We start from the raw sequence: 24,326 nt of genomic DNA, 5'->3' as shown, positions 1-24,326 counted from the left end.
ACCGGATCATGGTAGATTGCTGCTGGTTGTATATGGAGTATCGGCAAGGATAAGCCACCATCCTCACCAGCGCTTGTTGTTCCCGCACCGTTCTCCCCGCATGCCGATGCATGCTCTCCAGAAACACAAAGCCACTACAACGGACTGTAGATATGGATATTGAAGCAATCCGGCAGCTAAAGGCCGATATTCGCAAGACGTTGGAGGAAAAGGGTTCCCGTGAGACGCGCACGTCCGGGAATCCCAATGAATCTGATATAGACCGGGAGTTGAGCCATCGTGGTGTACAGCGTACTTCAGACGATATTCCGGTTCAGGATCTGCGCCGAACGTCAGACGACGCCCCAGTCCAACCTATCCGGTTTTTGCCATCAACCGCCTACACGTATAAGTGGTACAAGATTGGCGCAGCGACAAGACCTCAGAGTATCCAGCACGACTCCGGGTTTTCAGAACTTCCCAAACGAGAACCTGGCGTCTCCGATTACTGGTCGTACTACAAATGGGTCTCCAAGCTTGAACTTGCAGTATTGACCAGGCCAGACCTCAGTGACGCGACAGCTGCCTATGCTCATTTCCTTAATGGAAAGGGACAGGAGAGGGAATTCTCCTATGAGCGGTATGTTTCGAACGACAAAAGTGGGCAGACCACGCTCAGAAATGCAGTGCTTGAAGCGCAGTGGTGGTCGATCGAGTTATGGCGCGAAAATAGAAAGCCTGAGTCATTCAGTTTCACTGGCCCGGCTCTTCCCTGCGGTTCCAGCGACCCGGCCATCCCTGATCCTGTTAAGCGGGCATTTCCCTATCCAGCCACGGAGAACTGGCAAAAGACGATTGGGGCTCACTATCTCTGGCTCAGCGGTCTGGTGACAGTCGAAAACCGACAAGCTGATCGGCCAAAGTTCAATATGCGGCTCACACTGCATGCAGAAGACCAGTACAACTTCAATCCCGGACAGAAAGATATTGCCACAGGCATCCCGGATTCGGAGAACGGCAACTTAGTCGTGGTAGGACTGGCCCACGGGTATCGGCATAAATCTACCTTCCAGCGTAGTTATTCCTGGGAAGGGTTCGACATGGGCGCACAGCGTTCAGGATTTAATCTTCCGCTTACTGAACGTAGGCCGGTTGCCAGTCGCAGGTAAAAACAATGGAACGCTTAATTCAACTTCTAACATTACTCTGTATCTTTGTGCTTGCGGGGTGTGAGGACAACAACGCCATGACTGACACTACTACCGAACCCGTTGTACATCATTCAGTCGAAAACCTGGATGAACTGATAAAGCTGCCTGCCGAACCAAAGTCAGTCGCCTGGTCGGTTACTGATACGACAGGCAGGGACGGCGATTCCGGGCTGGTCGCCGTGCTTCGTTTTAGTCAGGAAGACTATGACGCTATCGTTCAAAGCAGCGAAGGTCACGAAGTGACCGGCGACGCGATCGTCAATCAAAGCTTTTACGACCAGTGGGTTCCGGATGAAGTGAAGGAGAAGCTGGCGGGAGAGCTCCATGCCGATGGCGAATCCATTGTGCTGGTTGGCCGCCCCAGCCTGAAGCCAAACCTTTTCATCGATGGGGAAGGGAGTTCACCCTACATTCACGGAAACATATACCCCTTGGGTCTTGGGTATATCGCCGTGGGTTTGTACACGATGTGATGACTCCGATTTGGAATAGTGAAGCCTGGCTTCCATGGCGTCATGGGCTTCAGGTGTTTCGTTTTGTACGGGTGATCTGCTCGGCGGGACTGGAAAGGTAGGTGGCGAATCCATCACCGGTAAAGCATCGGGTTTAGCTGCCCACCTGTGAAGTCAGCCTGCTCGCCATTGGCTGTGCGCCGCCTTGCCTCCTATGCTTTACCTGTTGAAAGCGACGGCTACACCGATGTGAGGGACGTGGGTAGGGTTGCGGATGTCAGGGAGGCGCGGATGAACAAATACATGACATGGGGCCTGTTGGCCGTTGCTCTTCTGTTTTCCAGTCTGTGCATGGCGCAGACGTCGGAAGACGACAAGGAGATGCGATGGTTTTCCATCGATTCGTTGAATACTGGTCTCGATACGCCTCCCGAGACGCTCGATCGCCTGACGCCTCGCGATTCGGTTCGTGGCTTTCTCGAGCTCACCAAACAACGGAATTTCTCGGCGGCGGCGCACCTTCTCAATCTTTCCGATCTGCCTCCCGCCGAACAACGCGAGAAGGGACCTGAGTTAGCCAGGCAGCTGGCTGCGGTGCTCCGGCGTGGCGAGTGGATCGATACCTCCGACTTGCCGGCGCGAAAGGATGCCGTTATCGAAGATCCAGCGGGGCAGAATCCCCAGGCAGGGCAGCCACGACGCAACCTCCAGATCGCCTCCCTCAGTGCCGAGGGCCAGGCCTATGATATTCGTCTGGCCCGTTATCGCGTGGGCGACGAGGACGCCGTCTGGTTGTTCACGCCGGACAGTCTGGCCCCGGTTCCTGTGCTGTACGAAGAATACGGCCCTTCCTGGCTGGAAAAGCGTATACCGCAACGTTTCAAATCCACGTTCGGCATGCTCCAGATCTGGGAGTGGATCGCCATTCCGGTTTTCCTGCTGGTGACGGGGCTGGTGGGATGGCTCGTCATCCGTTTAGTCGGCCTCAGTGCGCGATGGTTACCTTCCGGCTCCCCGAGCATCTTTGCCAGCCAGATCAAAGTGCCAATGGCGCTGGTCGTCATGACGATTGTGGCGCAGATTCTGCTGAATTACGTGGTCTCCTTCTCGGCCGTGGCGACGACCTCTTTCCGCATATTGCTGATCGCCATCACAGCCTGGGGCGTCGGTATGATCGCGCTGCGTTTCGTGGATGTCCTGTTGATAAAGGTGCAGCGACGTCTCGTGGGCGAAATCGATGACACCAAACCCCGGGATGAGCGCCACTTACTGACCACGCTTCAGGCGTTGCGTCGGGGCATCATCCTGGTGACGATTGTCGCGGTCGCCATTTACATACTGTCCCAGATCGAGCTCTTCGAGACGCTGGGCCTGACTCTCCTGGCGTCGGCCAGTATTCTGACCGTCCTGCTGGGTATCGCCGGCCAGGCAGTGTTGGGCAACATCCTCTCCTCACTTCAGATTTCGCTCGCCAAGCCTATACGGATTGGTGACCTGGTCATCTTCGAAAATCAATGGTGTTATGTGGAAGGCATCTTTTATACGTTCATTCGATTGAGGACCTGGGATGAACGCCGTCTGATCGTACCCGTCCAGTACTTCACCTCCAAACCCTTCGAGAACCTGTCGGTCAAGACTGCGAAGATGTACAGAATGATAGAGCTGGCGCTTCACCTGAATGCCGACGTCGAATGCCTGAGGGAGAAGTTCAAGGCGTTCGCCGAGGCAGAGAAAAACGTCATCGAGCACCACAAGCTCTGCTGTTATGTCACCGCGCAGAGCGCGGCGGCCCAGACGGTTTCGTTCTACCTCATGACCTCCGAACCCTTTGCCGGCTGGGAAGCCGAAATGAATGTCCGGGAAAAGCTGTTGGGATTCATCCGTGACAACCACCCCGAATGGTGGCCAAGGGAGGTGGTGGTCACCAGCCAGCACGACATCACGGGCGGCGAAAGGCCCACAAACGGCCCAGCGCCCGGGGCAGCCCATCCTGGAGCAGGTGACTCGACGTGATGCTTGACTCCGCAAGGCTAGAAGAAGCCAATACTTCGTCAGGCTCGGGTGATCATGCCCGGACTTCCTCATCATATCGTATAGCCGGGCGACAATCGCCAGGCCGTCCCAGATAGAGAGAACCGTGATGCGACGACTGACCAGCACTGCCATCCTGTTCCTTCTTCCGGCTGTCTGCCTGCCATCGGCGTGGCTCCTTGCCCAGGAGCCGGAATTGGTGCCGTTCTCGCAAATGAGCTCTATCTCCGATGGCTGGGAGCCCCTGGAATTCCCCAACATTGACCGGCATACCCGCTACGAGCTGGTCACTGACGAGGGTACCCAGGTGGTCCGGGCGCAGACCGACGGCGGCGCCTCTGGCCTGATTGCACGGCTGGATCTGCAACCCACAGACTCGATGATCCTGCGCTGGCGCTGGAAGGTGTCGAACGTGTTCGAACGGGGCGACGCCCGGGAAAAATCCGGCGATGACTACCCGGCCCGGATCTACGTGGCGTTCGAATTCCAGCCGGACAAAGCCGGGTTCTTCGAGCGGGCCAGGCGCAAGGCTGCGGAGGTCCTGTTTGACGAGAGCCTGCCTGGCAACGCCCTCAACTACATCTGGGCCAATACCCTGCCTGAGAACAGCATGGTGCCCAATCCCTACACCGACAAGACCATGATGGTGGCGGTGAATTCCGGTAGTGAGCAGGCCGGTAAATGGGTAATGGTCGAGCGGGATATTGTGGCGGATTACCGGAAGGCGTTTGGGGAAGCCCCTCCCCCACTGGTCGGCATTGCCATCATGTCGGATTCGGATAACACCGGGGAAACCGCCACGGCCTGGTACGGCGATATCAGGCTCTCAGCCGAGTAATGAGAAGCCGATTTCAGGGGGGCTTGAACGCTTTTAACCCGAATTTTGCTTGCCCTGACCTCCCAGGTGAAACCGGGACACAGCTGTTTCCTGCCGCGATACCCTCAACGGGGTCTGCGCCTCCTCAGCATCAGGGCCCCAAGTCCGAACATCAATACCCCCCATGAGGCTGGCTCTGGCACCTCCGTCGGGTCACCAGGGGCATAGGCGACAAGACCGCCGGCGCTGAAGTTCGAATTGATGTTCAACTGTGAGAACGAGCTGTCAGCGATAGTACCGTCCAGCAAGTCTTGTAAGCCATCGAAGCCGGCCAGGAAGATTTCGTTTCCGGCGTCGCTGTCCGCATCGGCTTCAAGCAGTAACTGATAGTACGAACCATCGAAGGCCAAACCACCCGCACTGAAGTTCGGGTTGATGTTCAGCTGTGAAAACGAGCTGCTGGCGACAGTACCGTCCAGCAGGCTTTGGAAACTGTCGAAACTGGCCAGGAAAATTTCGTTTCCGGCATCGCCATCCGCATCGGATTCAAGCAGTAACTGGTAGGAGGAACCGTCGAAGGCCAAACCACCGGCGCTGAAGTTTGGATTGACGTTCAGCTGTGAAAACGAACTGCCGGCGACAGTACCGTCCAGCAGGCTTTGAAAACTGTCGAAACTGGCCAGGAAGATTTCGTTTCCGGCGTCGCCGTCCACATCGGATTCAAGCAGTAACTGGTAGGACGAACCGTCGAAGGCCAGGCCGCCAGAACTGAAGTTTGAATTGAGGTTCAGCTGAGAAAACGAACTACTGTTGATAGTGGCATCTATCAGGCTTTGGTAACTGTCAAAATTGGCCAGGAAGAGTTCACTGCCGGCATCACTGTCATCATTGGACTCAAGCAGTAGGTCTATGGGCATTGCGTGTGACTGGATCGAACCGAGGTACAGTATCGCGGCGAAAATCGATAGCAAAGAAGATCGGCTTAACATGGTCTGTCTCCCGTTCGCTGAGTAGAGGGAACAGAATGCATATTCAGCGCCAATGCTGTTTGTTGTTATCAATTAACGGGTTAGGATTTTGCGCCAAACCGGTGTGTAAGCTTATTCGACAGACCCGGGGCTGGGACAGGGCCAAAACCCGAAAACCGGACTGGTCAGAAATCGATTTGTCCCGGTTTGCGGTTTGCTATCAATCCGGGCCCGGTTGGTACCTGATCAACCGGGTGAAGTGATATCCTCATGCGCCACTATCAAGTACACAAATCCAGCCTGGATGCCGACACCCGGCAGGCCACCGTCAATCCGGAGTTTGAGCCTTACCCATGAGAGTCATTATTCGCTATTTTTTCCGCACCCTGCGCCTGGTCCTGACACCCTTCATGCTGCTCAGTGAGAAGCTCAGCACACCCAGGGGCATCACCCGCGCCGCTGACGATCAGGCCCGCGTCGACGAGGCCAGCAAGGATCTCGCCCTGTACCAGTTCACGGCCTGCCCGTTCTGTATCAAGGTACGCAAGGAAATCGCCCGGCTGGGTCTGAACATTGAAACCCGCAATGCCCAGCATGACCCGCAGCACCGTGCCGCGCTGGAGGCTGGCGGCGGTCGCGTCAAGGTGCCTTGCCTGAAGATTCGTCAGGATGATGGCAGTGAGCGCTGGCTGTACGAGTCTGCCGAGATCAAGGCGTGGCTGCAGGAACGGTTTGAGCCGGCCTGATCGCGATGGCCGCTGGAGTCAACGCCGCCGCTGGCTATAATGGCGGTCTTTGAACTGTCACAGGGAAACCCTATGCCCATCGAAAAGAATCAAGTGGTCCTGTTCCATTACAGTGTCAGTGATGAACAGGGCAACGTCGTTGAAGACTCCCGTGACGGCGAGCCGAACGCCTACCTGCATGGCCACGGCGGCATTATCCGGGGCCTGGAAGAAGCCCTGGAAGGTCGCGAGGCCGGTGAGAGCTTCAGCGTGACGGTCTCTCCGGAGAAAGCCTACGGTCCTCGCAAGCCCGATGCCGTGCAGCGCGTGCCGATCAAGCATCTGATGGGGGCAAAACGCTGGAAAGCGGGCATGATCGCCCAGGTGAAAACCGAGCAGGGCCCGCGCCATGTGGTCGTCGCCAAGGTCGGCCACAAGTTTGCCGATGTGGACACCAACCACCCCATGGCCGGCAGAACCCTGACCTTCGATATCGACATCATTGAAGTACGCGATGCCGATGCGGAAGAGCTGGCCCACGGCCATGCGCATGGGCCAGGTGGGCACCATTGAGGGGAAAGGAAGCCCCTATCCCGCCAGGCTCGGGTGATCGTGCCCGGCACCATTGAACCGCGACAGCCTGGCGCTGAAGGTCCACGTCGAGATTCACATCGCAGGAACTGGCGTGTATGCCAGGGGTGCCACTCCGAACTGTTCCCGGATGGTACCCAGCACCTGCTGGTAAGTGTGCGTTTCCACATAGTTGGCGTGCCGGGGTGTATCGATGTATTCGGCACCCCCGCGTAAATCGGGGGAGTGGTTGCGCTTCATGTCGGTAAACGTTTCCAGGTCGCTTCCCGTCAACGACAGGTCCATGGCCACGAGTTGCGCCATCTCCTCAAAGCGCTCGTAAGCGGCGTCGGCAAACTCGATAAATCCGACGATCGACAGGGTGGGCAGGCGCCGGTGAAAGATGTTCAGGTAGAGCTGCGGGTGCCCGCTTGACCATTCAAAGAGCGCTTCATCGATGAAGGGGACGCGGTATTCGTAACCCGTCGCCAGTACGATCAGGTCGATGGGTTCCCGGCTACCGTCAGCGAACACCACGTCCTTGCCCTCCAGGCGTTCAATATTGGGCCTGGCCGCGATGTCACCATGGTTGAAGTGATGAATGATCTGGTCGTTGACGATGGGGTGAGAGGTGAGGACATCGTGGTCCGGTGCCGGTAACCCGAAGCGGGTCAGGTCACCGACGAGGGCATCGACAAGCTCATTGGGGTCCTCCGGAATGGTGATGCCGGCAGGGGGCTGACCGCCATGGTTGATGAAGACATCGAGCGGCACCCCGAACACATGCTTGGGCAGGAAGCGGTAACCCCGCCGCACGCTCAGGAACGCGGCGTCGGCATTGGCGGCGGCGTCACAGGCAATGTCGACACCCGAGTTGCCGGCGCCAACGATGAGTACGCGTTTGTCCCTGAAGGTGGACGGCTCAAAGTACTCTGACGAGTGTATGATGTCGCCGGCAAACTGGTCTTCTCCTGCAATGCTCGGGCGACTCGGATGCCAGGTCACCCCGGGGGCCACGACAAGGGCACGGTAGTCATACCGCTGATTGCCGACGGTGACTCGCCAGCGGTTATCCTTCAGCGGCTCTGCGTGCTCCACTTCTGTGTTAAAGGCGATGTGCGGGTAGAGATTCTCAGCCCGGGCGAAATCCCGGATGTACCCGAGTATCTGTCGCCAGGAGGGGTAATCCGGAAATTCCCCGGGCATGGGGAATCCCACGAACCCGCTGCTGTATTTGGAACTGATGAAATGGGCACTCCGGTACATGGGGCTGCCGGTGTTGTCCGGATCCCAGATACCACCAACATCACTGTGACGTTCGTACACCTGGAACGGGATACCGGCCTGGCGAAGCTGGCGGGCCACGACGAGCCCTGCGGGCCCCGCGCCAACGACACACACCGTGTCACTACGGTCGATAACAGACATGATCTTCTCCTTCAGCGGTGGGGAATAGCGCTTGCGTTCTGTCTGTGCCGGAGGACGCAAGCTTATTCCTGAACATAGGTAGTGGTCTGAAGTTTGTCAATTGACCAAGTCAGTTGACAAAGAAGGGTCTGTACCCGGATAGTGCGGTAGGCTAGATGGGACGCCAGGCATCAACATTTCCGGTAAAAATGCTGAGGCCTTGCCCAATGACCAGAAGGGGACAGAAATGGCACAAGTGCCGGTGGATCAGCGACGCCAGGAGCTTGTCGAGGCGGCGTTTCGCACCATAGCCAGGTTGGGGATTCGGCGTGCAACCACTCGCGAGATCTGTGCGGAAGCGGGTATGCAGCAGGGGATTTTCCACTACTGCTTTCGATCCAAACAGGAACTGTATCGGGAGTTGATCCGGGTAATGGTCGTCGACATGGTCGACGCGGCCGTCGCGGTTCCGGATTTTGGTGATGACCCGGAACAATGCATCCGAATGAGTCTTTCACGGGTATGGAAGCATGCCACGGAATATCCGGACCGGCAGCTGGCCGCCTATGAGCTGACCACCTTTATCCTGCGTGACCAGGAGTTGAGTGACCTGGCGGCATGGCAATACCGCCAGTACGCCGAGCAGGGTGAGAGGCTGGCCCAGGCCATTGAAACCGCCACCGGCACTGGTTGGACCGTACCTCGTCCGGTACTCGCACGGCTATTGAGCAGTGGCATGGATGGGCTGGTGCTCAGCTGGCTCGCGGATCGGGACGACGAGATGGCGGAGGCCGCGCTTGAGACGTTTTCCACCGCTGTGGTGTCTCTTGCGGTACCCGGGAGCGAGACCTGAATTCGACCCTGGCTCTCAAGGCGTGGGTTAGACGAAACCGGGGGAAGTCCAAGATCTACTGTAGTTGGCTGTTTTCATCCCTTTCCAGGTGGAAGTAACTTAGTCCCGGTTTTGGGAATGTCCTGCGGTTTCAATCCACCCATTTGGGGTATTAACTTACCCAAATCGGGTTCCAGGGGGCAAGAGGGTTTTCCTGCGTGTGTGGCTGGCGGTATAGGCCCAGCCACACACTGTCAGCTTGTCGAGAGCCATTAATTAACTGAACGCAGGCTGTTGCGGCTTCTTACTGCCAGCCACCCGCTTCATCCACGCCATGTCCAGCGGGACCAGCACGTTCAGGGCGAACAGTACCCAGCCCAGGGGCTGCAGGTTATCCGCGAACCACACCATCAGGGCCAGGGACAGCAGGCTCCAGGTCACATCGGCAGCAATCATCACGTTGAGAAATTTCTCCTGCCACCGTTCATTGATGGCCACGACGGCCATATCCACGCACCACAGCAGCATCACGATGCCAACCACCAGGTAGAAGGTGGCGCCGGGGCCTCCCGCCCATTGGGCAATGGGCCCAGTGGCCAGAATCAGGGCCAACGCCAGGGGCGTGGAGAGGAAGACATCGCTCAGGAGGATTTGCTTCACACTGAATTGACGGACAAAGTTTTTCACAGCATCACCTCAATCGGGTTTCACAATGGGTTGGACTACACTACGAAGCTTCTACCCGGTCGGTGATTGTCTCAATTACCTGTGAGGTAATGGTGCAGCCTACCCCCGGTCGGGATACTGGATGAACATTTCGAATTCACAGGAAACCCAATGAGCGCCTTTGGTACGCTGTTCAGAGAAATGCGGCAGGGTAAACGCCTGAGCCAGATGGATTTCGCCCTGGCGTGCGAGGTGTCGGCAAAACACATCAGCTTTCTGGAAACCGGCCGCAGCAGGCCCAGCAAGGGCATGGTCCTGCATCTGGCGCAGATGCTGCAGGCGGACCTGGCCGGAACCAACCGCCTGTTGTCGTCCGCGGGTTACAGCCAGGTCTATTCCGACCAGGATCTGAGCGCGCCCGGCATGGCCATGATCAGGGAGGCGCTTGAGCACCTGTTGCAGGGGCACCTGCCGTACCCGGCGGTGGTGTTCGACCACGAGTATTATCTGGTGATGGCCAACCAGGCCATGCAGGCGATGATGGCACGCATGGTGGAGCTGGGTGCCCAGTTTCCGGCCCGGCCAAATTTCCTGCTGTCGCTGCTGGACAGCCAGGGCATCAAACCCTTCGTGGGCGACTGGGAGAATATTGCCTGCCACATGCTGCAACGGGTCTACCACGAGCATCTGGCCGGCCCCTTCCGGGACCAGCCCAATCGACTGCTGGAGCAGGCACTGACGGTGCCCGGTATCCCGCAACACTGGAAAAGCCATGTGGTGGAACACCTGGACTATCCCGCGATTCCCTTTACCCTGAACCTGGGTGACCAGCAACTCAGGATCTTTTCCACCATTGCAACCATCGGCACGCCCCTGGATGTCACCGCCCAGAATCTGCGGATCGAGCATTTCTTTCCGATGGATGAACACAGTAAGGCTTATTGGCAAGGTTGAAGCATGCAAATCGGCATCATCGCAGACACCCACAGCAAGATGCGTCCCGAAGCCCTGGCGGTATTGGAAGGCTCGGACTGGATTCTGCACGCCGGTGACGTCGGGCGGGATGAGGTTCTGGACGCGCTGGAGGCGATTGCGCCGGTGGTGGCGATCCGCGGCAATATCGACAAGACCGGCCGTGCAGCGGATCTGCCCGATGTCCAGGATCTGGAATTCCTCGGCCACGCTTTCTACATGCTCCACGACGTCAAAACCCTCGACGTGGACCCTCAGGGTCGCTACCGCGTGGTGATCGCCGGCCATTCCCACAAACCCCGTAACGAGTGGATCGGCGACGTGCTCTACTTCAATCCGGGTGGCGCCGGGCCCCGGCGGTTTACCCTGCCCATCACGGTAGGGCGGCTGGAGGTGAGCGAAGACCGTGTGGCGGGTGACATCATCGAACTGCCGGTTTGATGAATTCGGCCCGGTGCCATCCGTATTGGTGTGACCGATCTGTCGCTATGGTAGGGGCATGCATCTCCAACTTACCTGTCCTAGTCTGGAGGGATGGGAATCTCGTACATTGCCATGGGCATTGACGAGTGCTTGAGTGATTGCCCGGACCACATTGCGATAAGAGGATTGGCTATGCCTCAGTTTCGTTCTGCTTACCTGCTCTGGTTTGCTGTTCTTGCTTTTCTCGCCACCTCTGTCGCCCACGCCCATCACGGTTGGGCCTGGGCAACGGACGAGGAATTTGAAATCACCGGTGTTATCGAGTCAGTGCGCCTTGGCAATCCCCATGGTGAGGTCACCATAACCGTGGATGGCGAGGCATGGGTCGTGGAGGTGGGGCAGCCCTGGCGTAACGACCGTGTCGGGCTCACCAAGGAGATGTTGAGTGTGGGCCGGGAGATTACCGTGCATGGTCACCGCTCGGCCAGGGAAGGCGAACGGCTGGTCAAGGCTGAGCGGGTTGTAATCGACGGGAAGGACTACAACCTGTATCCCGACCGTACATCCTGACCCCGGGGATGATTGAGCAGGCGTTAGTCTCCGTTGAGGATTGGGCCCTTGTCGTGGCCCTGCGCAACTCCACGTTCCTATATCCGCTGGTAAACGCCGGGCATATTCTCGGGGTGTCGATACTGGTGGGCGGCATTGTGCCGCTGGATCTGCGTTTGCTGGGGCTTTGGCGCCACTATCCGGTGATGGTGTTTGTCGATGTGCTTCGAATCACCTCGGCGATGGGTCTGGGATTGGCGGTTGTCAGCGGAGCACTCCTGTTCGCCACGGCGGCCGTGGACTACGCCGGGTCGCCGTTATTCCAGGTGAAGATGGTTCTTGTCCTGTTGGGTGTGTTGAACGCCCTGATTCTCGGGCGGGTGTTGAAACGCCAAAGTATCCAGAGCCTCCCGATGAACGCCCCCATGCCGTCATCGGTGAGGGCAGGGGCCGCGCTGTCTTTGGTCGTCTGGATCAGTGTACTGATCCTTGGTCGGTTATTGGGGTATTTCTGAGTCGGTATTCCAGGTACGGATTTCACAAATCTCACAGCAGATCAGGTTTGCACTGCTATGACGTCCATAACTCCCCGTTCTGGACCCAGGTATTTGCCCGCCGGGCAGGTGGCTGAATGCTTATGTAGCTGCCGAGAGCTGTTTGATATCCCGGCCCGGCGGGTTGCCGAACATGCGGGCATAGTCGCGGCTGAAGTGTGACTGGCTTTCATAGCCGACACGGTAGGCCGTGGTGGCGGCGTCCTGCATTTCCGCCATCATGATCTGCCGGGCCTCCAGCAACCGGAACCGCTTCTGATACTGACGCGGGCTCATGGCGGTGACGGTTTTGAAGTGGGAATGGAAGGACGAGACGCTCATACCGATCTGGTTGGCGAGGTCCTCTACCTTGACAGGCTTGTTGAAGTTCGACCTGAGGTGCTCTATGGCCACCGCAATACGCTGCATATGGCTGCCGGGCCGGGCGAGTTGGGTGATCACCTCACCGTACGGGCTATTCAGCAGGCGATAGTAGATTTCACGCTTGATCATGGGCCCCAGCAAGGGGATGTCCCCGGGCGTATCCAGCAGCCTCGCCAGGCGCAGGACACAATCTTCCAGTGTAGCGTCCATGGTGCCGACGAATATTCCGCGTTCAGGCGCGGTTCTGCCCTCTTTTACCGTAACAAATTGCACCAGTAGCTCTGTCAGTTCATGCAGATCCAGTTCGATCTGCAGGCATAGATAGGGTTTTTCGTCGCTGCCCTGGGTGACTTCTCCGATCACGGGCAGATCGACCGAGACCACCAGGTACTCGGAAGGCCGGTAATCATAGATCTCGTTTTCCAGCCACACGCGCTTCTGCCCCTGCATGATCACACACAGCGACGGGTTGTAGACGCTGGGCAGGCGCGCATTCAGTTCGCTGAACCGGATGCAGTTTACGCCCTTGATGGCCGTGGTATGAATGCCGTCTCCGCAGGAGAACCTGGCAATAATGGCGGCTAGCTCTTCTCTCTGGTGTAGGCTCATGGCGATCGTCATAGTCCGTCTTTGACGGTATTAACTCTATCAGTGGCCTGCACCAACCTCCACGGGGTTGTAGAAAAAGGCAATAACGTTGTAGCTCTGTGTATCCGCAAAGGCGGGCTGTCCCGCTAATCTGGCCTTGTCCATCAAGCCATAGGTCAAAAGGAGCAGAGCAATGACACATCCACAAGAGAAAGTCGTTCTCATCACGGGCGCCAGCAGCGGAATAGGGGAGGCCACGGCAAGACTTCTGGCCGGCGAAGGCGCAAAAGTTGTGCTGGGAGCCCGCCGCACCGACAGGCTGGAAGCGATCACCAGCGACATTACCGAGGCCGGTGGCAGCGCCGCTTTCCAGGCCCTGGATGTCACCGATGCGCAGAGTGTAAAGCGCTTTGTCGAGTTTGCGCAGGGTGAATACGGGCGGGTTGATGTGCTCTTCAACAACGCGGGGATCATGCCATTGTCCCCGATGAGTGCCCTGAAAACGGACGAATGGAACGACATTATCGACATCAACGTAAAAGGCGTGCTCAACGGCATCGCGGCGATATTACCCGTGATGGAAGCACAGGGCAGCGGCCAGATCATCAATACTGCATCGACAGGCGCCCATGCCGTTGCCGGAACCTGTGGTGTGTACTGCGCCAGTAAGTACGCAGTGCACGCGATCAGCGAGGGCCTCCGACAGGAAACCGACCGTATCCGGGTCACCGTTATCTCACCCGGAGTCACCACCACGGAGCTTGGCCACGATATTACTGATCCCAGTGCAGCAGGCCTTCTGCAGGAGCTGCGGGGCGCGTCGCTTTCACCGGACGCCGTGGCCAGTACGGTGCTTTACGCCATCTCCCAGCCCGCTGGGGTGGACGTGAACGAGATGATCATACGGACGGTAACCTCCCACGGTCACGCCTTCTGAGGCCAGGAAAAAGCAGGGCTTTCTTAATCAGAATCAAGGAGATAACACCATGAGTAAAATAGTACTGATCACTGGCGGCAGCCGCGGGCTGGGCAAAAACATGGCTTTGCATCTGGCTGAAAAAGGCAGGGATATTATCCTGACCTACCGTAGCGGGAAGGAGGAGGCCGAAGCCGTGGTTGAAGCCATCAGGTCAATGGGTCGAAGTGCCGTGGCGTTGCAACTTGATGTGAACGATTCGGCGAATTTTCCCCGGTTTACCGCTCAGGTCAGCGAGGTACTCGGTGAGCACTGGGGGCGAGCGAACTTCGACTATCTGATTAACAATGCTGGCAGCGGGGTGTTCAAAGACTATCAGGACATCACCGGGGAAGAATTCGACCGCATGGTGAATGAGCACGCCAAGGCACCGTTCTTCCTAACTCAGAAGTTGCTGCCCGTCATGAAAGAGGGTGGGCGAATCCTGAATGTGTCCTCGGGCCTGACGCGTTTCGCGCTTCCCGGTTTCTCGGCCTATGCCATGATGAAAGCAGCCGTCGAAACGCTTTCCGTGTATATGGCGAAAGAACTGGGCTCACGAGGTATTTCGGTGAATACCCTCGCCCCGGGAGCGATCGAGACCGATTTTGGTGGTGGTTACGTGCGTGATACCCCGGAAGTGAACGAGTATGTGGCCAGCATGACCGCGCTGGGCCGCGTTGGCCAGCCAGAGGATGTGGGGGGCGCTGTCGCCGCCATTCTCGACGACGATGCTGGCTGGATCAATGCGCAACGCATTGAAGTTTCGGGTGGCCAGGCGATCTGAGGGCTCTACTCCCGGGAATCACCCGGAGGACCTTTTCGGGTCCTCTGGACTCGTTCTCAATTGGGTGGGTGAACCCTCAACCACCCGCCCCTGCAACCATTGCACATATCGCTTTCAACCGCCCTAGAATTGCATCCGGTACTTAAGCAACGGTTCAATACGGGAACGGAGAACGTCAGCGTAGAAGGCCAGCCTTGAGAAGGCCGATGAACTGCCAAAATTCCGCGGCGTCCAGACGCTTGAGACAAAGGCCTTCTCCGATTGCTGGTAGGTCTCCCAGGCGTGTTGGGACTCAGCGAATGCCTCCCCCTCAGAACCGGCAAGCTCACCCTCCAGTGCGGACGTCGCGGCTGCAAGTTCTTCCTCAAGGAAGGCAATGTAGCCGCGATACGCCTCGACCGAGTCCGACATGGTCTGCGCGTCCTCGTAGATAGCTCTCTCATGGGAGGAAACCTCGGACCGGAACCCTTCAAGATAATTGGGTGCATCCGGGTTATCGATGGCCTGGCATGCCACCGAGGTCAGGGCGATGGTCAGGAAGGCGAAAGGGCGGAGGAAGCGGGGCAGCATATGCGTATCCTTCCTAGACTAGGGATGGAACTTTATCACTAGAGCTTCCGGGCGGCATCTGTAACCGCTGGCTAGGTGATCTGTGTCCCGTGGGGCTTCGGGGTGGCTTCTGATGGTTCTCGCAAAAGGGCTTTGCCCGCTTTGCGTTAATCCGGAGAGTGATGATGCAACGGATGTACCTATTTCCCGCTAACATGCCTTAGTAAAAAAGCTATACTTTCCTTTATCAACTATAGGGGAAATTATAATTTCGTTTAGATTAGGGTTAAGTCGATCACGAACAGCTGGTATTCAATATTCTGGTGTCGAACACGGATGATCATCTGCGCAACCATGGCTTCCTGCGTGATGCCGCTGGTTGGGTTCTGTCTCCAGCCTATGACATGAACCCGGTACCGGCAGACGTGGGGCCCAGGGTTCTGTCTTTGTCCGTCGATATGTACGGTGACCGGACTGCCAGCTTGCAACTGGCGATGGATAATGCCGGCTACTATGGGTTATCGGCCGACCGAGCTAAAGAGATCGCTGGCGAGGTGGCCGGGGCGGTAAAGACCTGGAGCGATCTGACCAATCGGTATGGCATTGGCGCCACCCAACGGGATTATATGGCTTCTGCATTTGAACACGATGATTTGCGCCAGGCCCTGTCGTTTACTTGCTTTTAATTGAATTGGAGTCGTTTGGATCTGTCCCGGTTTCGGGACTCAACCTGGTCCTTCTGTGCCAACCTGGCCTTTATCGAACTGGGCGTGGGTACCGTCACAGAAGGGTGCATCGTTAGTGTGTTTGCACTGGCAGAGAAACGCGTGGCCATCTTCCTCTGCAACGAAGCTCTTGGGGCTGAACCCCGTACCTTTGTGAGAGCCGTCGCAGAAGGGTTGGTTGTTGGAGCGCCCGCAAGCACAGAACATGTACTTTTTCCCTTGCTCCAACGTGACTTTCTGGGGCTTGTTGTCTGCAATGATGGGATTGTTCATAGTCCGTCTCCTTGGTGAACGCGGTGGTCTTCACCTCGATAAACCGTTCCTTTCCGGAAGCATCGAACGAGAGGATGTCGTAGCCCAGGATAGAGGCAAACCGGCATGTAGCTAAGCGGGTATCCTGTTGGTTCCTATTGGGAATCTGCCTCCATTTCCACTTCCTGTTCCGGGGCGCGTTCCCGCTGAATTTTGGGAGCCGGTGGTGCCCAGGCCCGTAACCATTGTCCGGCTTCCTGATAGAAGTGAGGTACAGCCTTTTCCAGTTCCTCGATAAAGACCTTCCTACCGCCAAATTTGCCGGCCAGGTCGAGGGAATACACCACCTCGAAGGTGCTCGCGGTGCTCTTGGAGGTATCGGATTCCAGCAGCTCGGGGATATCCCGTAGATCCTTTAGAAGCTTCTGGGTCGGCAATGCCGTACCCGGTCGGATCGCTTTGATGGAGATGCCCTCAGGGTTCGTTTTCTTGAGCTGGCGGACCAGCCAGTTCACCCTCGCCTTGGTGCTCTTCTTGTCTTTCGGGGCGGCCAGCTTCATGGAGCAGTGGATCATGCGTCGTTGGACGTCTGCCGTAACCTCGAGATCAGCAGCGGCGTTGGGCACATTAAGGGCACAGGTGAGGACCTGGTTCTTGCAGAAGTCGTCCGAATCGTCCTTGACCCGTTTGGCGGCGTCCAGGCGGTGCTGGTTTTTCAGTTTGAGGGTGACCTCGCTGCCGGTCAGGCGGGCCATGATCAGGCAGAGGTCCCGCTGTTCCTGATGCCAGGCGGACACTGTGTTCTGCACTTCGTCACTGGTTTTGGACAGCGGCGTGTTGCTTTTGACCTTGTTGACGACGTCCTTCCATTCGCTGTTCATCTGATCGAAGTTGCTGATGCCGGCACGATCACTCTCGAAATAGCGCAACAACTCCGAGAGGATGAACACTTGGTCCTCATCCTCAACGCCGTCGTTTTTCAGCAGCAGTTGGCATTGGGTACGGATAAACGCCCAGGACCAATGATACAAGTCGACGGATTTGGTGGCGGATTTCGGTACCTTGACCGGGTGGTGAGTGGGAAGGGCGGCGAACTGGTTGGTGATGGTGATGACGGCGTCCACATTGTGGGCCTTGGCCTGCTGGAGGTACTTGGAGATCTGTTCCTCCTTAACGGTATCGTTGCCGATCTTGGCCTCGATCAACGCCTTCCATTCCCGCTTCCCGGTTCTCAGGATCAATAGCCCATCGGGCCGGTCCTTGGGTGAGGGGGCTTTCTTGTCATGGCTTTTGAACACCACCTCGGTCCAAGCCTCAAGCTGGGAGGTCTTGCCCACACGCACGCCGATGGATTTGAGAAGCGACTGTCGTAGTTCCAGGACTGCTCGCATGCCGGCGAGCAAGACAGACGCTGATTTATTCTCCCTGGCGCTGTCGGGGACGATGGGGATAAGACGGGCGGCTTCACCACTGGCGAGGTAATCCGGGCGGGTGGTCACTGACTGACTCCTTGTTTTTGTAGGTTCCTTATTGAGAGTAGCAGGGGATCTGGTGTTGGAGAGTGGAAGGGAAAGCGAGTTTGAAAATATTTGTAAAACCGTTAGCAGGAATCCGGGCAGGCTAAGTTTGTAGTATTCGGTGATCCAGGTCATTGAACCACTATTCCGCTCTTGCTAATCTCCGCTATGCGCTTGGTGGTCTGGCCATTGCGCAACGCCAAATCAACGGCTTCCAGACGGACGGAAGTCCCTGCTATGAAAGGAGTCATTAGCATGAGTGATGTTTCGCTCAGTCTTCCCGTTATTAGTGATCAGAATGTGGTGCTGACCGATCAGGAGGCAAAGGAAGTCTTTGTCTTCTTCTGGCCGGAGCGTAAGCGCGCTATTGAGGGGATGTCCATGAATCTGGATGCCCGGCGCTACGCACAGGCGTTGCTGATCGTCGCTGTGGACGCCTCTTACCTGGTTGGATTTGTCGATATTCTGATCAACGCGATCATTCGTAAAAAGCCGGGTGCGAGCGTTCGGGCGCTGGTGAAGAAGATTACGCGCAAGTACATGAAGCACTGGTGGAACCACGCTACGGAGGAAGATCTGACGGATGCGAAGATTTACGACTCGGTGAGAGCGATGATTGCCCTGAAGCAGAAATCCCGCTTTGAGATGCTGCTCGCCGGTATTGCATCCCTACCGAGGGAACTGCCTTCATTTGCGGTTTCAGACCTCTATGCGGGTAACCTGGTCTGGGTTTGAGGATGGCTCCATGAGAAAGTTTATTGCAGGTTTTCTGGTTCTTCTGCTTGTGGCGGTGATTGGTGTGGCAGGTGCCTTCACCTATAAATTCGCCAATACTTCCCCTGTCACGTTGATCGTCTACATGAGTTCCGACGATTCCCCGGCAGCGCTCAAATGGGGTGCTGAAAAGGCACTGTATGGCTTCCATCCGACGGAGAGGGAGGTTCAGCAACTGAATGCTGAAGCCGGTGCCCGTTACGCCGCCCTGTACCCGGATGAATCCCAGGCCAGGGAGTTGTTGGAGCATTTTCTGGAGAATGGCGTTGATGTGAACGCTATCGATACCGCAACGGGTTCCGGTGTTTCGGCGTTGCATTCGGCGGTATTGGACAGAAATCCATTCGCTGTTGAGCTTCTTCTGGAACACGGTGCTGATCCCGATATAGAGGGTGAGCAGGGCCGAACACCTCTGGAGTTCGCGAGGCTTTTGCAGGAGAAGGAAGCCGGATCAGAAGGCGCAAAGATCATAGAAATCCTTCAAGGGACATAGTCATAGCCCGTATCCCTGAAATGTTTAGCGATAGGTAATTGGCTAGTCGAGCTTCAAATCTCCTTATTGCCGGCATCATACTCTGCGGCGACCGAAGTCAGCCGGCCAACGCCTCCCGCACCTTCTTGCTCAAATGCCCCATGTCCACCCGACCGACGACCTGGGGCTTCAGCTCGTTCATCACGCGCCCCATGTCCTGCATGCCCTGGGCGTCGGTCGCGCTGATGGTGGTGCGGATAAGCGCATCCAGGTCATCTTCGGACAGGGCGCTGGGCATGAATTCCTCCATCACGACCATTTCCGCCCTTTCCTTGTCGCCCAGCTCCTGTCGGCCGGCATCGTCGTACTGAGCGGCGGCATCCCGGCGCTGCTTGAGCATCTTGTCCAGTACTTTCAGGACGTCTTCGTCAGTCAGTTCCCGGCGTTCATCGATCTCGATCTGTTTGATGGCGGACTGGGCCATGCGCAGCGTACCGAGCCGGGTCCTGTCCTTGTTTCGCATCGCGTTCTTCACGGCGTTGCTCAGTTGGTCCTTGAGTGATTCTTCTGCCATGGTCGACCTCCCGCTATCTCGGCTAATGGAACTGGCTTCAACTCCTGCAATGGAAGATGTTGAACGAAAAACCGGGGCTGGTTCAATTAAAAAAACGATCGGCTTATGCGATTGAGATTTACGGTCAGTGCCTTCGGAACTATCCGTCTCACGGGGTGGTCATAGTCTGGTTCGACGCATTCCACAACCACCAGGAAGGACGGGCATCATGAACGTATCCTCGATTCTGAATCAGCTTATCGGCCAGGCTTCGGGCCAGTCTTCCGGCAAGGGGGCCGCCAGTGGGCTGGATGTCGGCCGGGTTGTCGACAACCTTTCCTCCCAATTGAAGGGATCCTCGGGGTCCGCTGGCGGTGTTGACCTGAAAAGCCTTCTGGGCGGCGGGGCCCTGGGCCTGCTGGTAGGCTCCAAACGGGGCCGGAAAATGGGCGGCAAGGCTTTGAAGTATGGTGCGCTGGCTGGTATCGGCGTGTTGGCCTGGAAGGCGTATCAGAACTATCAGGGTGGCGCGGCCACCACTGGAGGGGACAGCCAGACCGGACAGGGGCAGCCGCTGGAACAACTGCAGGGGCAGGCCCGGGAACAACGGGGCCTGGAAATCCTGCAGGCGATGATCATGGCTGCTCGTGCCGATGGTCATATTGATGCGAACGAGCGAGCCCTGCTGTCACAGGAAATCGAGAAGCTTGGCGCCGATGACGAACTGCAGGCGTGGATCCAGCAGCAGTTCGAGGCACCGCTGGACGCTGATGTTCTGGCCCGACAGGCGGACTCGCCCCAGGCGGCCCGGGAGGTTTACCTGGTCAGTGCTGTGATTGTTGACGACCAGAATCCCATGGAGCGGGCCTGGCTGGATCAGTTGGCGAACGCCCTCCAGTTACCGCCTACGTTGACGAGGGAGCTGGATCGCCAGGTTCTGGAACCGGCCTGAGTCTGTCTGTTGGGAGTCCGATGGGTCGACCGGCCAATATGGATGACTGAAATGCGCTTTGCAGGCGGGTAATGATTGACGGCAGTGGACACAGGTCTCATGGTTAAGACTGTTTCATAAACCAGACAATCAGGCAGAGGGAGCCGTATGGGCGGGGAAAGTATTGGCCCGGAAGACAATTCAGACCGGAGAACGAGTCCGGGCGCCTTCTTCCGTGGATTCTTGCGTGAGCCCCGTCAGGTGGGTTCGGTCATTCCCAGTTCGCGGTACCTGGAACGCAGGATACTCGATGCGTCGGAACTGACGCACGTCAGACGGGTTGTGGAGCTGGGGCCCGGCACCGGCGGCACCACGCGGACGTTCCTCCAGAACCTCGGCCAGGATGCCCGCCTGCTATCCATCGAACTGAGCCCGCACTTCCATGAGTTGCTTGGCGACATCGCCGACCCGCGTTTTATCAATCACCTGGGCAGTGCGGAAAACCTGGCGGAGATCCTGGCGTCGCACCGGTTGGACAAGGCGGATGTGGTGATTTCCGGCATCCCCTTCTCAAAGATGCCGGCAGACGTTGGCACCCGGGTCGCCCGGGCGGTGAACGACAACCTGGCCGAGGGTGGTCGCTTCATTGCCTACCAGTTCCGCAGCGATGTGGCCCGGATCACCGACCCCATTATGGGGCCACACGACAGTTGTATCCTGGAACTGCGGAACATTCCCCCGATGCGGGTTTACCGTTGGTGTAAGACGGCTGCTGGGTGACCGTCCCGGGTTTCCGGGTCAGTCGCTCAGCTTCAGCCCCATCTCCCAGAAATCGATTTCAAGGCGGGTGGCGTCGCTGAAGATGCGGGTGAGCTGCTGGAACCGGGTGGGGGACACATCGGCCAGGCTCTCGTTCAGCCAGCGGATTTCCGCCTGCATGGCTTCCTGGAACTCGTCGCTTTCGTACATGGCGATCCAGGCGTCGTAGGGGTTGCTGTCACCGCGAAGGGTCCCTGGACGGCTGTTCAGCCAGTTGGCGATTTCGCCATAACCCACCATGCAGGGTGACAGCGCCACGTGCAGGTCCAGCAGGTCGCCACGGTTGCCGGCGTCCAGCACATACCGCGTGTAGGCGAGGGTAGCCCGTGCTTCCGGCAGGCTGGCCAGCTCATCCTCGGTGATACCCCATTCCCGACAGTAGCGGATGTGCAGGTCCAGCTCCACATCCACGATGGCCTGCAGTCCCTCCTTGGCCTGGCGGAGGTCCGACAGGGAGGGACTTTTGTAGGCGGCCAGGGCAAAGGCCCGGGCAAACTGGATCAGGAACAGGTAGTCCTGCTTCAGGTAGTGCTGGAACGCTTCCGGTGCCAGCGATGCATTGCCCAGTTGCTGCACGAAGTCATGTTCTATGTAGGCGCGCCATTGGGTCTGGCAGCCCTGTTTGAGGTCGTCAAACTGGTAGGGCATGGGATCTCCTGGGTGCTCGGGTCCGTTTGGGCTCAGTAGCAGGAATTCGGTGACGAGTCCGGATTGATTTCCCCGGCCACTTCGTCCGGATCAATACCGTGGCTCACCAGCACTTCCCGCACAAAATTGACCTGGGCGAGAACCCTGTCAGCGTCGTCGCCGTAGTCAAACCGGTTGATTTCCACGGGTTGGGGCATGAACGTGAAGGCGGTTTTCAGGGCGGTGAGGGTGTCTTCATCAGCCATTGGCGTGTACCTCGCGAGTCCGTTGGGTTGATGGTTACAATGTCCCATTCAGCGCGCCCTCAAGCAACTGGGTGAGGATATCCAATGACATCGACCGACCATTCCCGGAGCCCCTGGGGCACCTTTCTCGCACACTTCTTCCTGATCCTCGTGGCCTGGACCGTCTTTATCAAATACCTGTTCCCGATTGGCTTTGCGCTGGTCAGTGGTGAGGCCTGGACCACCTACATCTTCTGGGACCTGTGGCCGCTGGCCCATCTCTGGCTGGCCTGGGCGTTGCTGATGCGGCCCCGGTATACCCGCCTGCTGGCCATTGGTATGTCGGTGGTTGAGATCGTGATCATTGTCACCCTGTTTATCGGATTCCTGGCGGACCCGGAGTGGTCCATCTGGCGCACCAACTGGTTTGTGAACAAGGTGTTTGTGCTGGCGGCATTTGTTCTGGTGCTGGGTACGGCGCTTACCCGCCCCGGGGCGCTGAAACCGGTCGCGTAGGATCCGCTTCCCATGCTCCTGCCGTTTCGGGAACCCGGTAGATACGCCCCCGGCGCGTAGGTGCAATACTCCCCACTTGGCTGACTACATTTTCCGGCACCAGGTGGGTTTCCTATGGTGTTCGCGAGTACAGCATTTGTGGCGCTGGCGGCCTTTTGCTGGGGACTGTCCGGTGGGATCGGGGGGATGCTCCTGACCCACGGCTGGGATCCGTTCGTGGTCTCCCTTTACCGGGGGATGATCGGGATGGTATTCGTCCTCATCTGGCTGGCCCTGAGGCCGCAACGCAGCGGTCTGGCCGATCGACGGTTATGGTTCTGGTCCGCGCTGGCCGGGCTCGGCGTAGCGGGCAATTTTGCCTTCTATTTCGTGAGCATCTCCGAGGGCAGCATCACCGTTGCCGCCACGCTGATGTACTGCGCCCCGGTGTTCGTCTATCTCGTCTCCTTTGTCCTGAAGCTGGAAACGCCCACCGTCCTGAAATGGGTCGCCATCGCGGTGGTCATGGTGGGTATTGTGTTACTGACGCAGGTCTATGATATCGGCAGCAGTGGTCTGACGGCGCTTGGCGTGGGCGCGGGTCTGCTGTCCGGGGTGTCCTATGCGCTGTTCATCTTCGGATTCAAGTACGCCGCGCCACGGGGCAGTCCACAGGCGGTCCTGTCCATTGCGTTTGCGGTACTGACAGCCACCCTCATCGGGTTTGGCGACATCGGCCAGACCCTGTCGGTTCCCATGTCGTCGGATTGGCCACTGTTCCTGGGGCTGGGTGTGTTGGGGGCAGGGCTTTCCTTCATCCTCTATGTGGTTGGACTGAACCATACTGTGCCGGCCGTAGCCTCGGTCCTGGCGATGGTTGAGCCGGTCACCGCCTCGCTGTTCGGTCTGGTGGTGTTCGACGAGAGCCTGGCCGGTCTGCAGTTCTTCGGTATGGGGCTGATATTGGTGATGGTGACGGTGCTCAGTGTCTCTTCGAGCGTCCAGGGAGTGCCGGAACAGAAACCGGCCTGAGTCCGGGTATTTTCACATCTGCCTATATCACCAACCCCACAGGCATGCTAAAACGTGCTCCGCCCAGCGACAGGCTATTTCCCTGAGCGCCCGGGTACTCCTCCGTTCACCAGGACACCAGCATGTCAGACAAATTTTTCTACAAGGGCCGCCAGGACGCGCGCCAGCACCACACCGCCCATGGCGGCTTTGAGACCAGGGCCAGTCAGAAGCCCGGCAGCAGGAAGTACCCGCTCACTCTCGTGGTCACCAGTGAGGCTCGCAGGCAGGAGATCGAAGCCCAGGTGGCCGAGGCCAGTCTGCATGCAAACATTACGGTGGATACCCGTGAGGGCGCGGTTGAATCCATTGCCGAACTGTCCGTGCTGCTGAACAAGGGCACGCCGGTGACCACAGCGAAACGTCCGTCCCGTAATGACCCATGCAGCTGTGGCAGTGGTGTTAAATTCAAGAAGTGCTGTGGCTGACAGCCATCAGGGGAAGGCT

General features: G+C 57.7%; 31 protein-coding genes. 21 read left to right on the top strand and 10 right to left on the bottom strand.

Annotated features, from left to right (window positions below; translation table 11 throughout):
• The first annotated feature begins 152 nt into the window (after positions 1–152).
• The 4 genes from RO069_RS06280 (at position 153) to RO069_RS06265 (ending at position 4,511) form a co-directional block, all read left to right on the top strand.
• Positions 153–1,148: a hypothetical protein gene (locus tag RO069_RS06280; protein WP_328186039.1), complete on the top strand. Its 996-nt coding sequence runs from the start codon at positions 153–155 to the stop codon at positions 1,146–1,148.
• A gap of 77 nt (positions 1,149–1,225) precedes the next feature.
• A complete protein-coding gene (locus tag RO069_RS06275) occupies positions 1,226–1,663 on the top strand; it encodes a hypothetical protein (RefSeq protein WP_328186037.1) in 438 nt (145 codons plus the stop codon).
• A 270-nt stretch (positions 1,664–1,933) separates the two neighbouring features.
• A complete protein-coding gene (locus RO069_RS06270; RefSeq protein WP_328186035.1) occupies positions 1,934–3,655 on the top strand; it encodes a mechanosensitive ion channel family protein in 1,722 nt (573 codons plus the stop codon).
• Positions 3,656–3,782: 127 nt separating this feature from the next.
• Positions 3,783–4,511: a DUF3047 domain-containing protein gene (locus tag RO069_RS06265; protein WP_442915343.1), complete on the top strand. Its 729-nt coding sequence runs from the start codon at positions 3,783–3,785 to the stop codon at positions 4,509–4,511.
• A 104-nt stretch (positions 4,512–4,615) separates the two neighbouring features.
• Here RO069_RS06265 and RO069_RS06260 read toward each other — a convergent pair whose 3' ends face one another.
• Positions 4,616–5,479, bottom strand: coding sequence for a PEP-CTERM sorting domain-containing protein (locus RO069_RS06260; RefSeq protein WP_328186034.1), 864 nt, complete (start codon positions 5,477–5,479; stop codon positions 4,616–4,618).
• 332 nt (positions 5,480–5,811) lie between these two features.
• On the opposite strand from RO069_RS06260, the gene RO069_RS06255 reads away from it, so the two are divergent.
• Together RO069_RS06255 and RO069_RS06250 are read left to right on the top strand one after the other, a co-directional pair.
• Positions 5,812–6,204: a glutaredoxin family protein gene (locus RO069_RS06255; RefSeq protein ID WP_328186033.1), complete on the top strand. Its 393-nt coding sequence runs from the start codon at positions 5,812–5,814 to the stop codon at positions 6,202–6,204.
• Positions 6,205–6,276: 72 nt separating this feature from the next.
• Entirely contained in the window at positions 6,277–6,756 is a 480-nt protein-coding gene (locus RO069_RS06250; RefSeq protein WP_328186031.1) for an FKBP-type peptidyl-prolyl cis-trans isomerase, read from the top strand.
• Positions 6,757–6,849: 93 nt separating this feature from the next.
• Here RO069_RS06250 and RO069_RS06245 read toward each other — a convergent pair whose 3' ends face one another.
• Positions 6,850–8,181: a flavin-containing monooxygenase gene (locus tag RO069_RS06245; RefSeq protein WP_328186029.1), complete on the bottom strand. Its 1,332-nt coding sequence runs from the start codon at positions 8,179–8,181 to the stop codon at positions 6,850–6,852.
• Between the two features lie 226 nt (positions 8,182–8,407).
• On the opposite strand from RO069_RS06245, the gene RO069_RS06240 reads away from it, so the two are divergent.
• Positions 8,408–9,013, top strand: coding sequence for a TetR/AcrR family transcriptional regulator (locus tag RO069_RS06240; RefSeq protein ID WP_328186028.1), 606 nt, complete (start codon positions 8,408–8,410; stop codon positions 9,011–9,013).
• A gap of 255 nt (positions 9,014–9,268) precedes the next feature.
• Here the strand turns inward: RO069_RS06240 and RO069_RS06235 are convergent, their stop codons facing one another.
• Positions 9,269–9,679: a hypothetical protein gene (locus tag RO069_RS06235; RefSeq protein WP_328186027.1), complete on the bottom strand. Its 411-nt coding sequence runs from the start codon at positions 9,677–9,679 to the stop codon at positions 9,269–9,271.
• A gap of 150 nt (positions 9,680–9,829) precedes the next feature.
• On the opposite strand from RO069_RS06235, the gene RO069_RS06230 reads away from it, so the two are divergent.
• The 4 genes from RO069_RS06230 (at position 9,830) to RO069_RS06215 (ending at position 12,117) form a co-directional block, all read left to right on the top strand.
• A complete protein-coding gene (locus RO069_RS06230) occupies positions 9,830–10,612 on the top strand; it encodes a helix-turn-helix domain-containing protein (protein WP_328186026.1) in 783 nt (260 codons plus the stop codon).
• 3 nt (positions 10,613–10,615) lie between these two features.
• Positions 10,616–11,071, top strand: coding sequence for a metallophosphoesterase family protein (locus RO069_RS06225; protein ID WP_328186024.1), 456 nt, complete (start codon positions 10,616–10,618; stop codon positions 11,069–11,071).
• 174 nt (positions 11,072–11,245) lie between these two features.
• Positions 11,246–11,623 (top strand): DUF6152 family protein, encoded by a 378-nt coding sequence (locus RO069_RS06220; RefSeq protein ID WP_328186022.1) that lies wholly within the window; start codon positions 11,246–11,248, stop codon positions 11,621–11,623.
• Between the two features lie 8 nt (positions 11,624–11,631).
• A complete protein-coding gene (locus RO069_RS06215) occupies positions 11,632–12,117 on the top strand; it encodes a DUF6644 family protein (protein ID WP_328186021.1) in 486 nt (161 codons plus the stop codon).
• 120 nt (positions 12,118–12,237) lie between these two features.
• Here the strand turns inward: RO069_RS06215 and RO069_RS06210 are convergent, their stop codons facing one another.
• On the bottom strand, positions 12,238–13,128 hold the full coding sequence (locus tag RO069_RS06210) for an AraC family transcriptional regulator (protein WP_328186020.1): 891 nt from the start codon (positions 13,126–13,128) through the stop codon (positions 12,238–12,240).
• A gap of 172 nt (positions 13,129–13,300) precedes the next feature.
• Between RO069_RS06210 and RO069_RS06205 the strand changes: the two genes are divergently transcribed.
• Together RO069_RS06205 and RO069_RS06200 are read left to right on the top strand one after the other, a co-directional pair.
• Positions 13,301–14,044 carry an SDR family oxidoreductase gene (locus RO069_RS06205; protein ID WP_328186019.1) on the top strand — a complete coding sequence of 248 codons (744 nt, stop codon included), beginning with the start codon at positions 13,301–13,303 and terminating at the stop codon, positions 14,042–14,044.
• A 49-nt stretch (positions 14,045–14,093) separates the two neighbouring features.
• Complete coding sequence (locus tag RO069_RS06200; RefSeq protein ID WP_328186017.1) at positions 14,094–14,849, top strand: SDR family NAD(P)-dependent oxidoreductase; 756 nt, start codon at positions 14,094–14,096, stop codon at positions 14,847–14,849.
• 123 nt (positions 14,850–14,972) lie between these two features.
• On the opposite strand, the gene RO069_RS06195 is transcribed toward RO069_RS06200, so the two are convergent.
• Positions 14,973–15,419, bottom strand: a complete 447-nt coding sequence (locus tag RO069_RS06195) for a lysozyme inhibitor LprI family protein (RefSeq protein WP_328186016.1) — start codon at positions 15,417–15,419, stop codon at positions 14,973–14,975.
• 284 nt (positions 15,420–15,703) lie between these two features.
• Here RO069_RS06195 and RO069_RS06190 point away from each other — a divergent pair, with 284 nt between their 5' ends.
• Positions 15,704–16,084 carry a HipA domain-containing protein gene (locus RO069_RS06190; RefSeq protein ID WP_328186202.1) on the top strand — a complete coding sequence of 127 codons (381 nt, stop codon included), beginning with the start codon at positions 15,704–15,706 and terminating at the stop codon, positions 16,082–16,084.
• A gap of 39 nt (positions 16,085–16,123) precedes the next feature.
• Here the strand turns inward: RO069_RS06190 and RO069_RS06185 are convergent, their stop codons facing one another.
• Positions 16,124–16,396, bottom strand: coding sequence for a CDGSH iron-sulfur domain-containing protein (locus tag RO069_RS06185; RefSeq protein WP_328186015.1), 273 nt, complete (start codon positions 16,394–16,396; stop codon positions 16,124–16,126).
• A gap of 134 nt (positions 16,397–16,530) precedes the next feature.
• The gene (locus RO069_RS06180) at positions 16,531–17,874 is read right to left on the bottom strand and encodes a hypothetical protein (protein WP_328186013.1); all 1,344 of its coding nucleotides are present in this window, start codon (positions 17,872–17,874) and stop codon (positions 16,531–16,533) included.
• Between the two features lie 273 nt (positions 17,875–18,147).
• On the opposite strand from RO069_RS06180, the gene RO069_RS06175 reads away from it, so the two are divergent.
• Positions 18,148–18,627, top strand: a complete 480-nt coding sequence (locus RO069_RS06175) for a hypothetical protein (RefSeq protein ID WP_328186012.1) — start codon at positions 18,148–18,150, stop codon at positions 18,625–18,627.
• A 10-nt stretch (positions 18,628–18,637) separates the two neighbouring features.
• Positions 18,638–19,159, top strand: a complete 522-nt coding sequence (locus RO069_RS06170) for an ankyrin repeat domain-containing protein (RefSeq protein ID WP_328186010.1) — start codon at positions 18,638–18,640, stop codon at positions 19,157–19,159.
• A 97-nt stretch (positions 19,160–19,256) separates the two neighbouring features.
• Here the strand turns inward: RO069_RS06170 and RO069_RS06165 are convergent, their stop codons facing one another.
• On the bottom strand, positions 19,257–19,712 hold the full coding sequence (locus RO069_RS06165; RefSeq protein WP_328186009.1) for a GatB/YqeY domain-containing protein: 456 nt from the start codon (positions 19,710–19,712) through the stop codon (positions 19,257–19,259).
• Positions 19,713–19,920: 208 nt separating this feature from the next.
• On the opposite strand from RO069_RS06165, the gene RO069_RS06160 reads away from it, so the two are divergent.
• Positions 19,921–20,643 (top strand): tellurite resistance TerB family protein, encoded by a 723-nt coding sequence (locus RO069_RS06160; RefSeq protein ID WP_328186007.1) that lies wholly within the window; start codon positions 19,921–19,923, stop codon positions 20,641–20,643.
• A 222-nt stretch (positions 20,644–20,865) separates the two neighbouring features.
• Positions 20,866–21,402, top strand: coding sequence for a class I SAM-dependent methyltransferase (locus tag RO069_RS06155; protein ID WP_328186005.1), 537 nt, complete (start codon positions 20,866–20,868; stop codon positions 21,400–21,402).
• 18 nt (positions 21,403–21,420) lie between these two features.
• Here RO069_RS06155 and tenA read toward each other — a convergent pair whose 3' ends face one another.
• The gene (tenA, locus tag RO069_RS06150) at positions 21,421–22,089 is read right to left on the bottom strand and encodes a thiaminase II (RefSeq protein WP_328186004.1); all 669 of its coding nucleotides are present in this window, start codon (positions 22,087–22,089) and stop codon (positions 21,421–21,423) included.
• A gap of 32 nt (positions 22,090–22,121) precedes the next feature.
• On the bottom strand, positions 22,122–22,334 hold the full coding sequence (locus RO069_RS06145) for a penicillin-binding protein (protein ID WP_328186003.1): 213 nt from the start codon (positions 22,332–22,334) through the stop codon (positions 22,122–22,124).
• A gap of 84 nt (positions 22,335–22,418) precedes the next feature.
• Here RO069_RS06145 and RO069_RS06140 point away from each other — a divergent pair, with 84 nt between their 5' ends.
• The 3 genes from RO069_RS06140 (at position 22,419) to RO069_RS06130 (ending at position 24,307) form a co-directional block, all read left to right on the top strand.
• A complete protein-coding gene (locus tag RO069_RS06140; protein ID WP_328186001.1) occupies positions 22,419–22,829 on the top strand; it encodes a hypothetical protein in 411 nt (136 codons plus the stop codon).
• Between the two features lie 114 nt (positions 22,830–22,943).
• Positions 22,944–23,840, top strand: coding sequence for a DMT family transporter (locus RO069_RS06135; protein ID WP_328185999.1), 897 nt, complete (start codon positions 22,944–22,946; stop codon positions 23,838–23,840).
• A 122-nt stretch (positions 23,841–23,962) separates the two neighbouring features.
• Complete coding sequence (locus RO069_RS06130) at positions 23,963–24,307, top strand: PBPRA1643 family SWIM/SEC-C metal-binding motif protein (RefSeq protein ID WP_328185997.1); 345 nt, start codon at positions 23,963–23,965, stop codon at positions 24,305–24,307.
• The last annotated feature ends 19 nt before the right edge of the window (positions 24,308–24,326 follow it).

The organism is Marinobacter sp. OP 3.4, assembly GCF_036224885.1.
Lineage (GTDB): Bacteria > Pseudomonadota > Gammaproteobacteria > Pseudomonadales > Oleiphilaceae > Marinobacter.
This window is presented reverse-complemented; position numbering and strand designations above follow the sequence as displayed.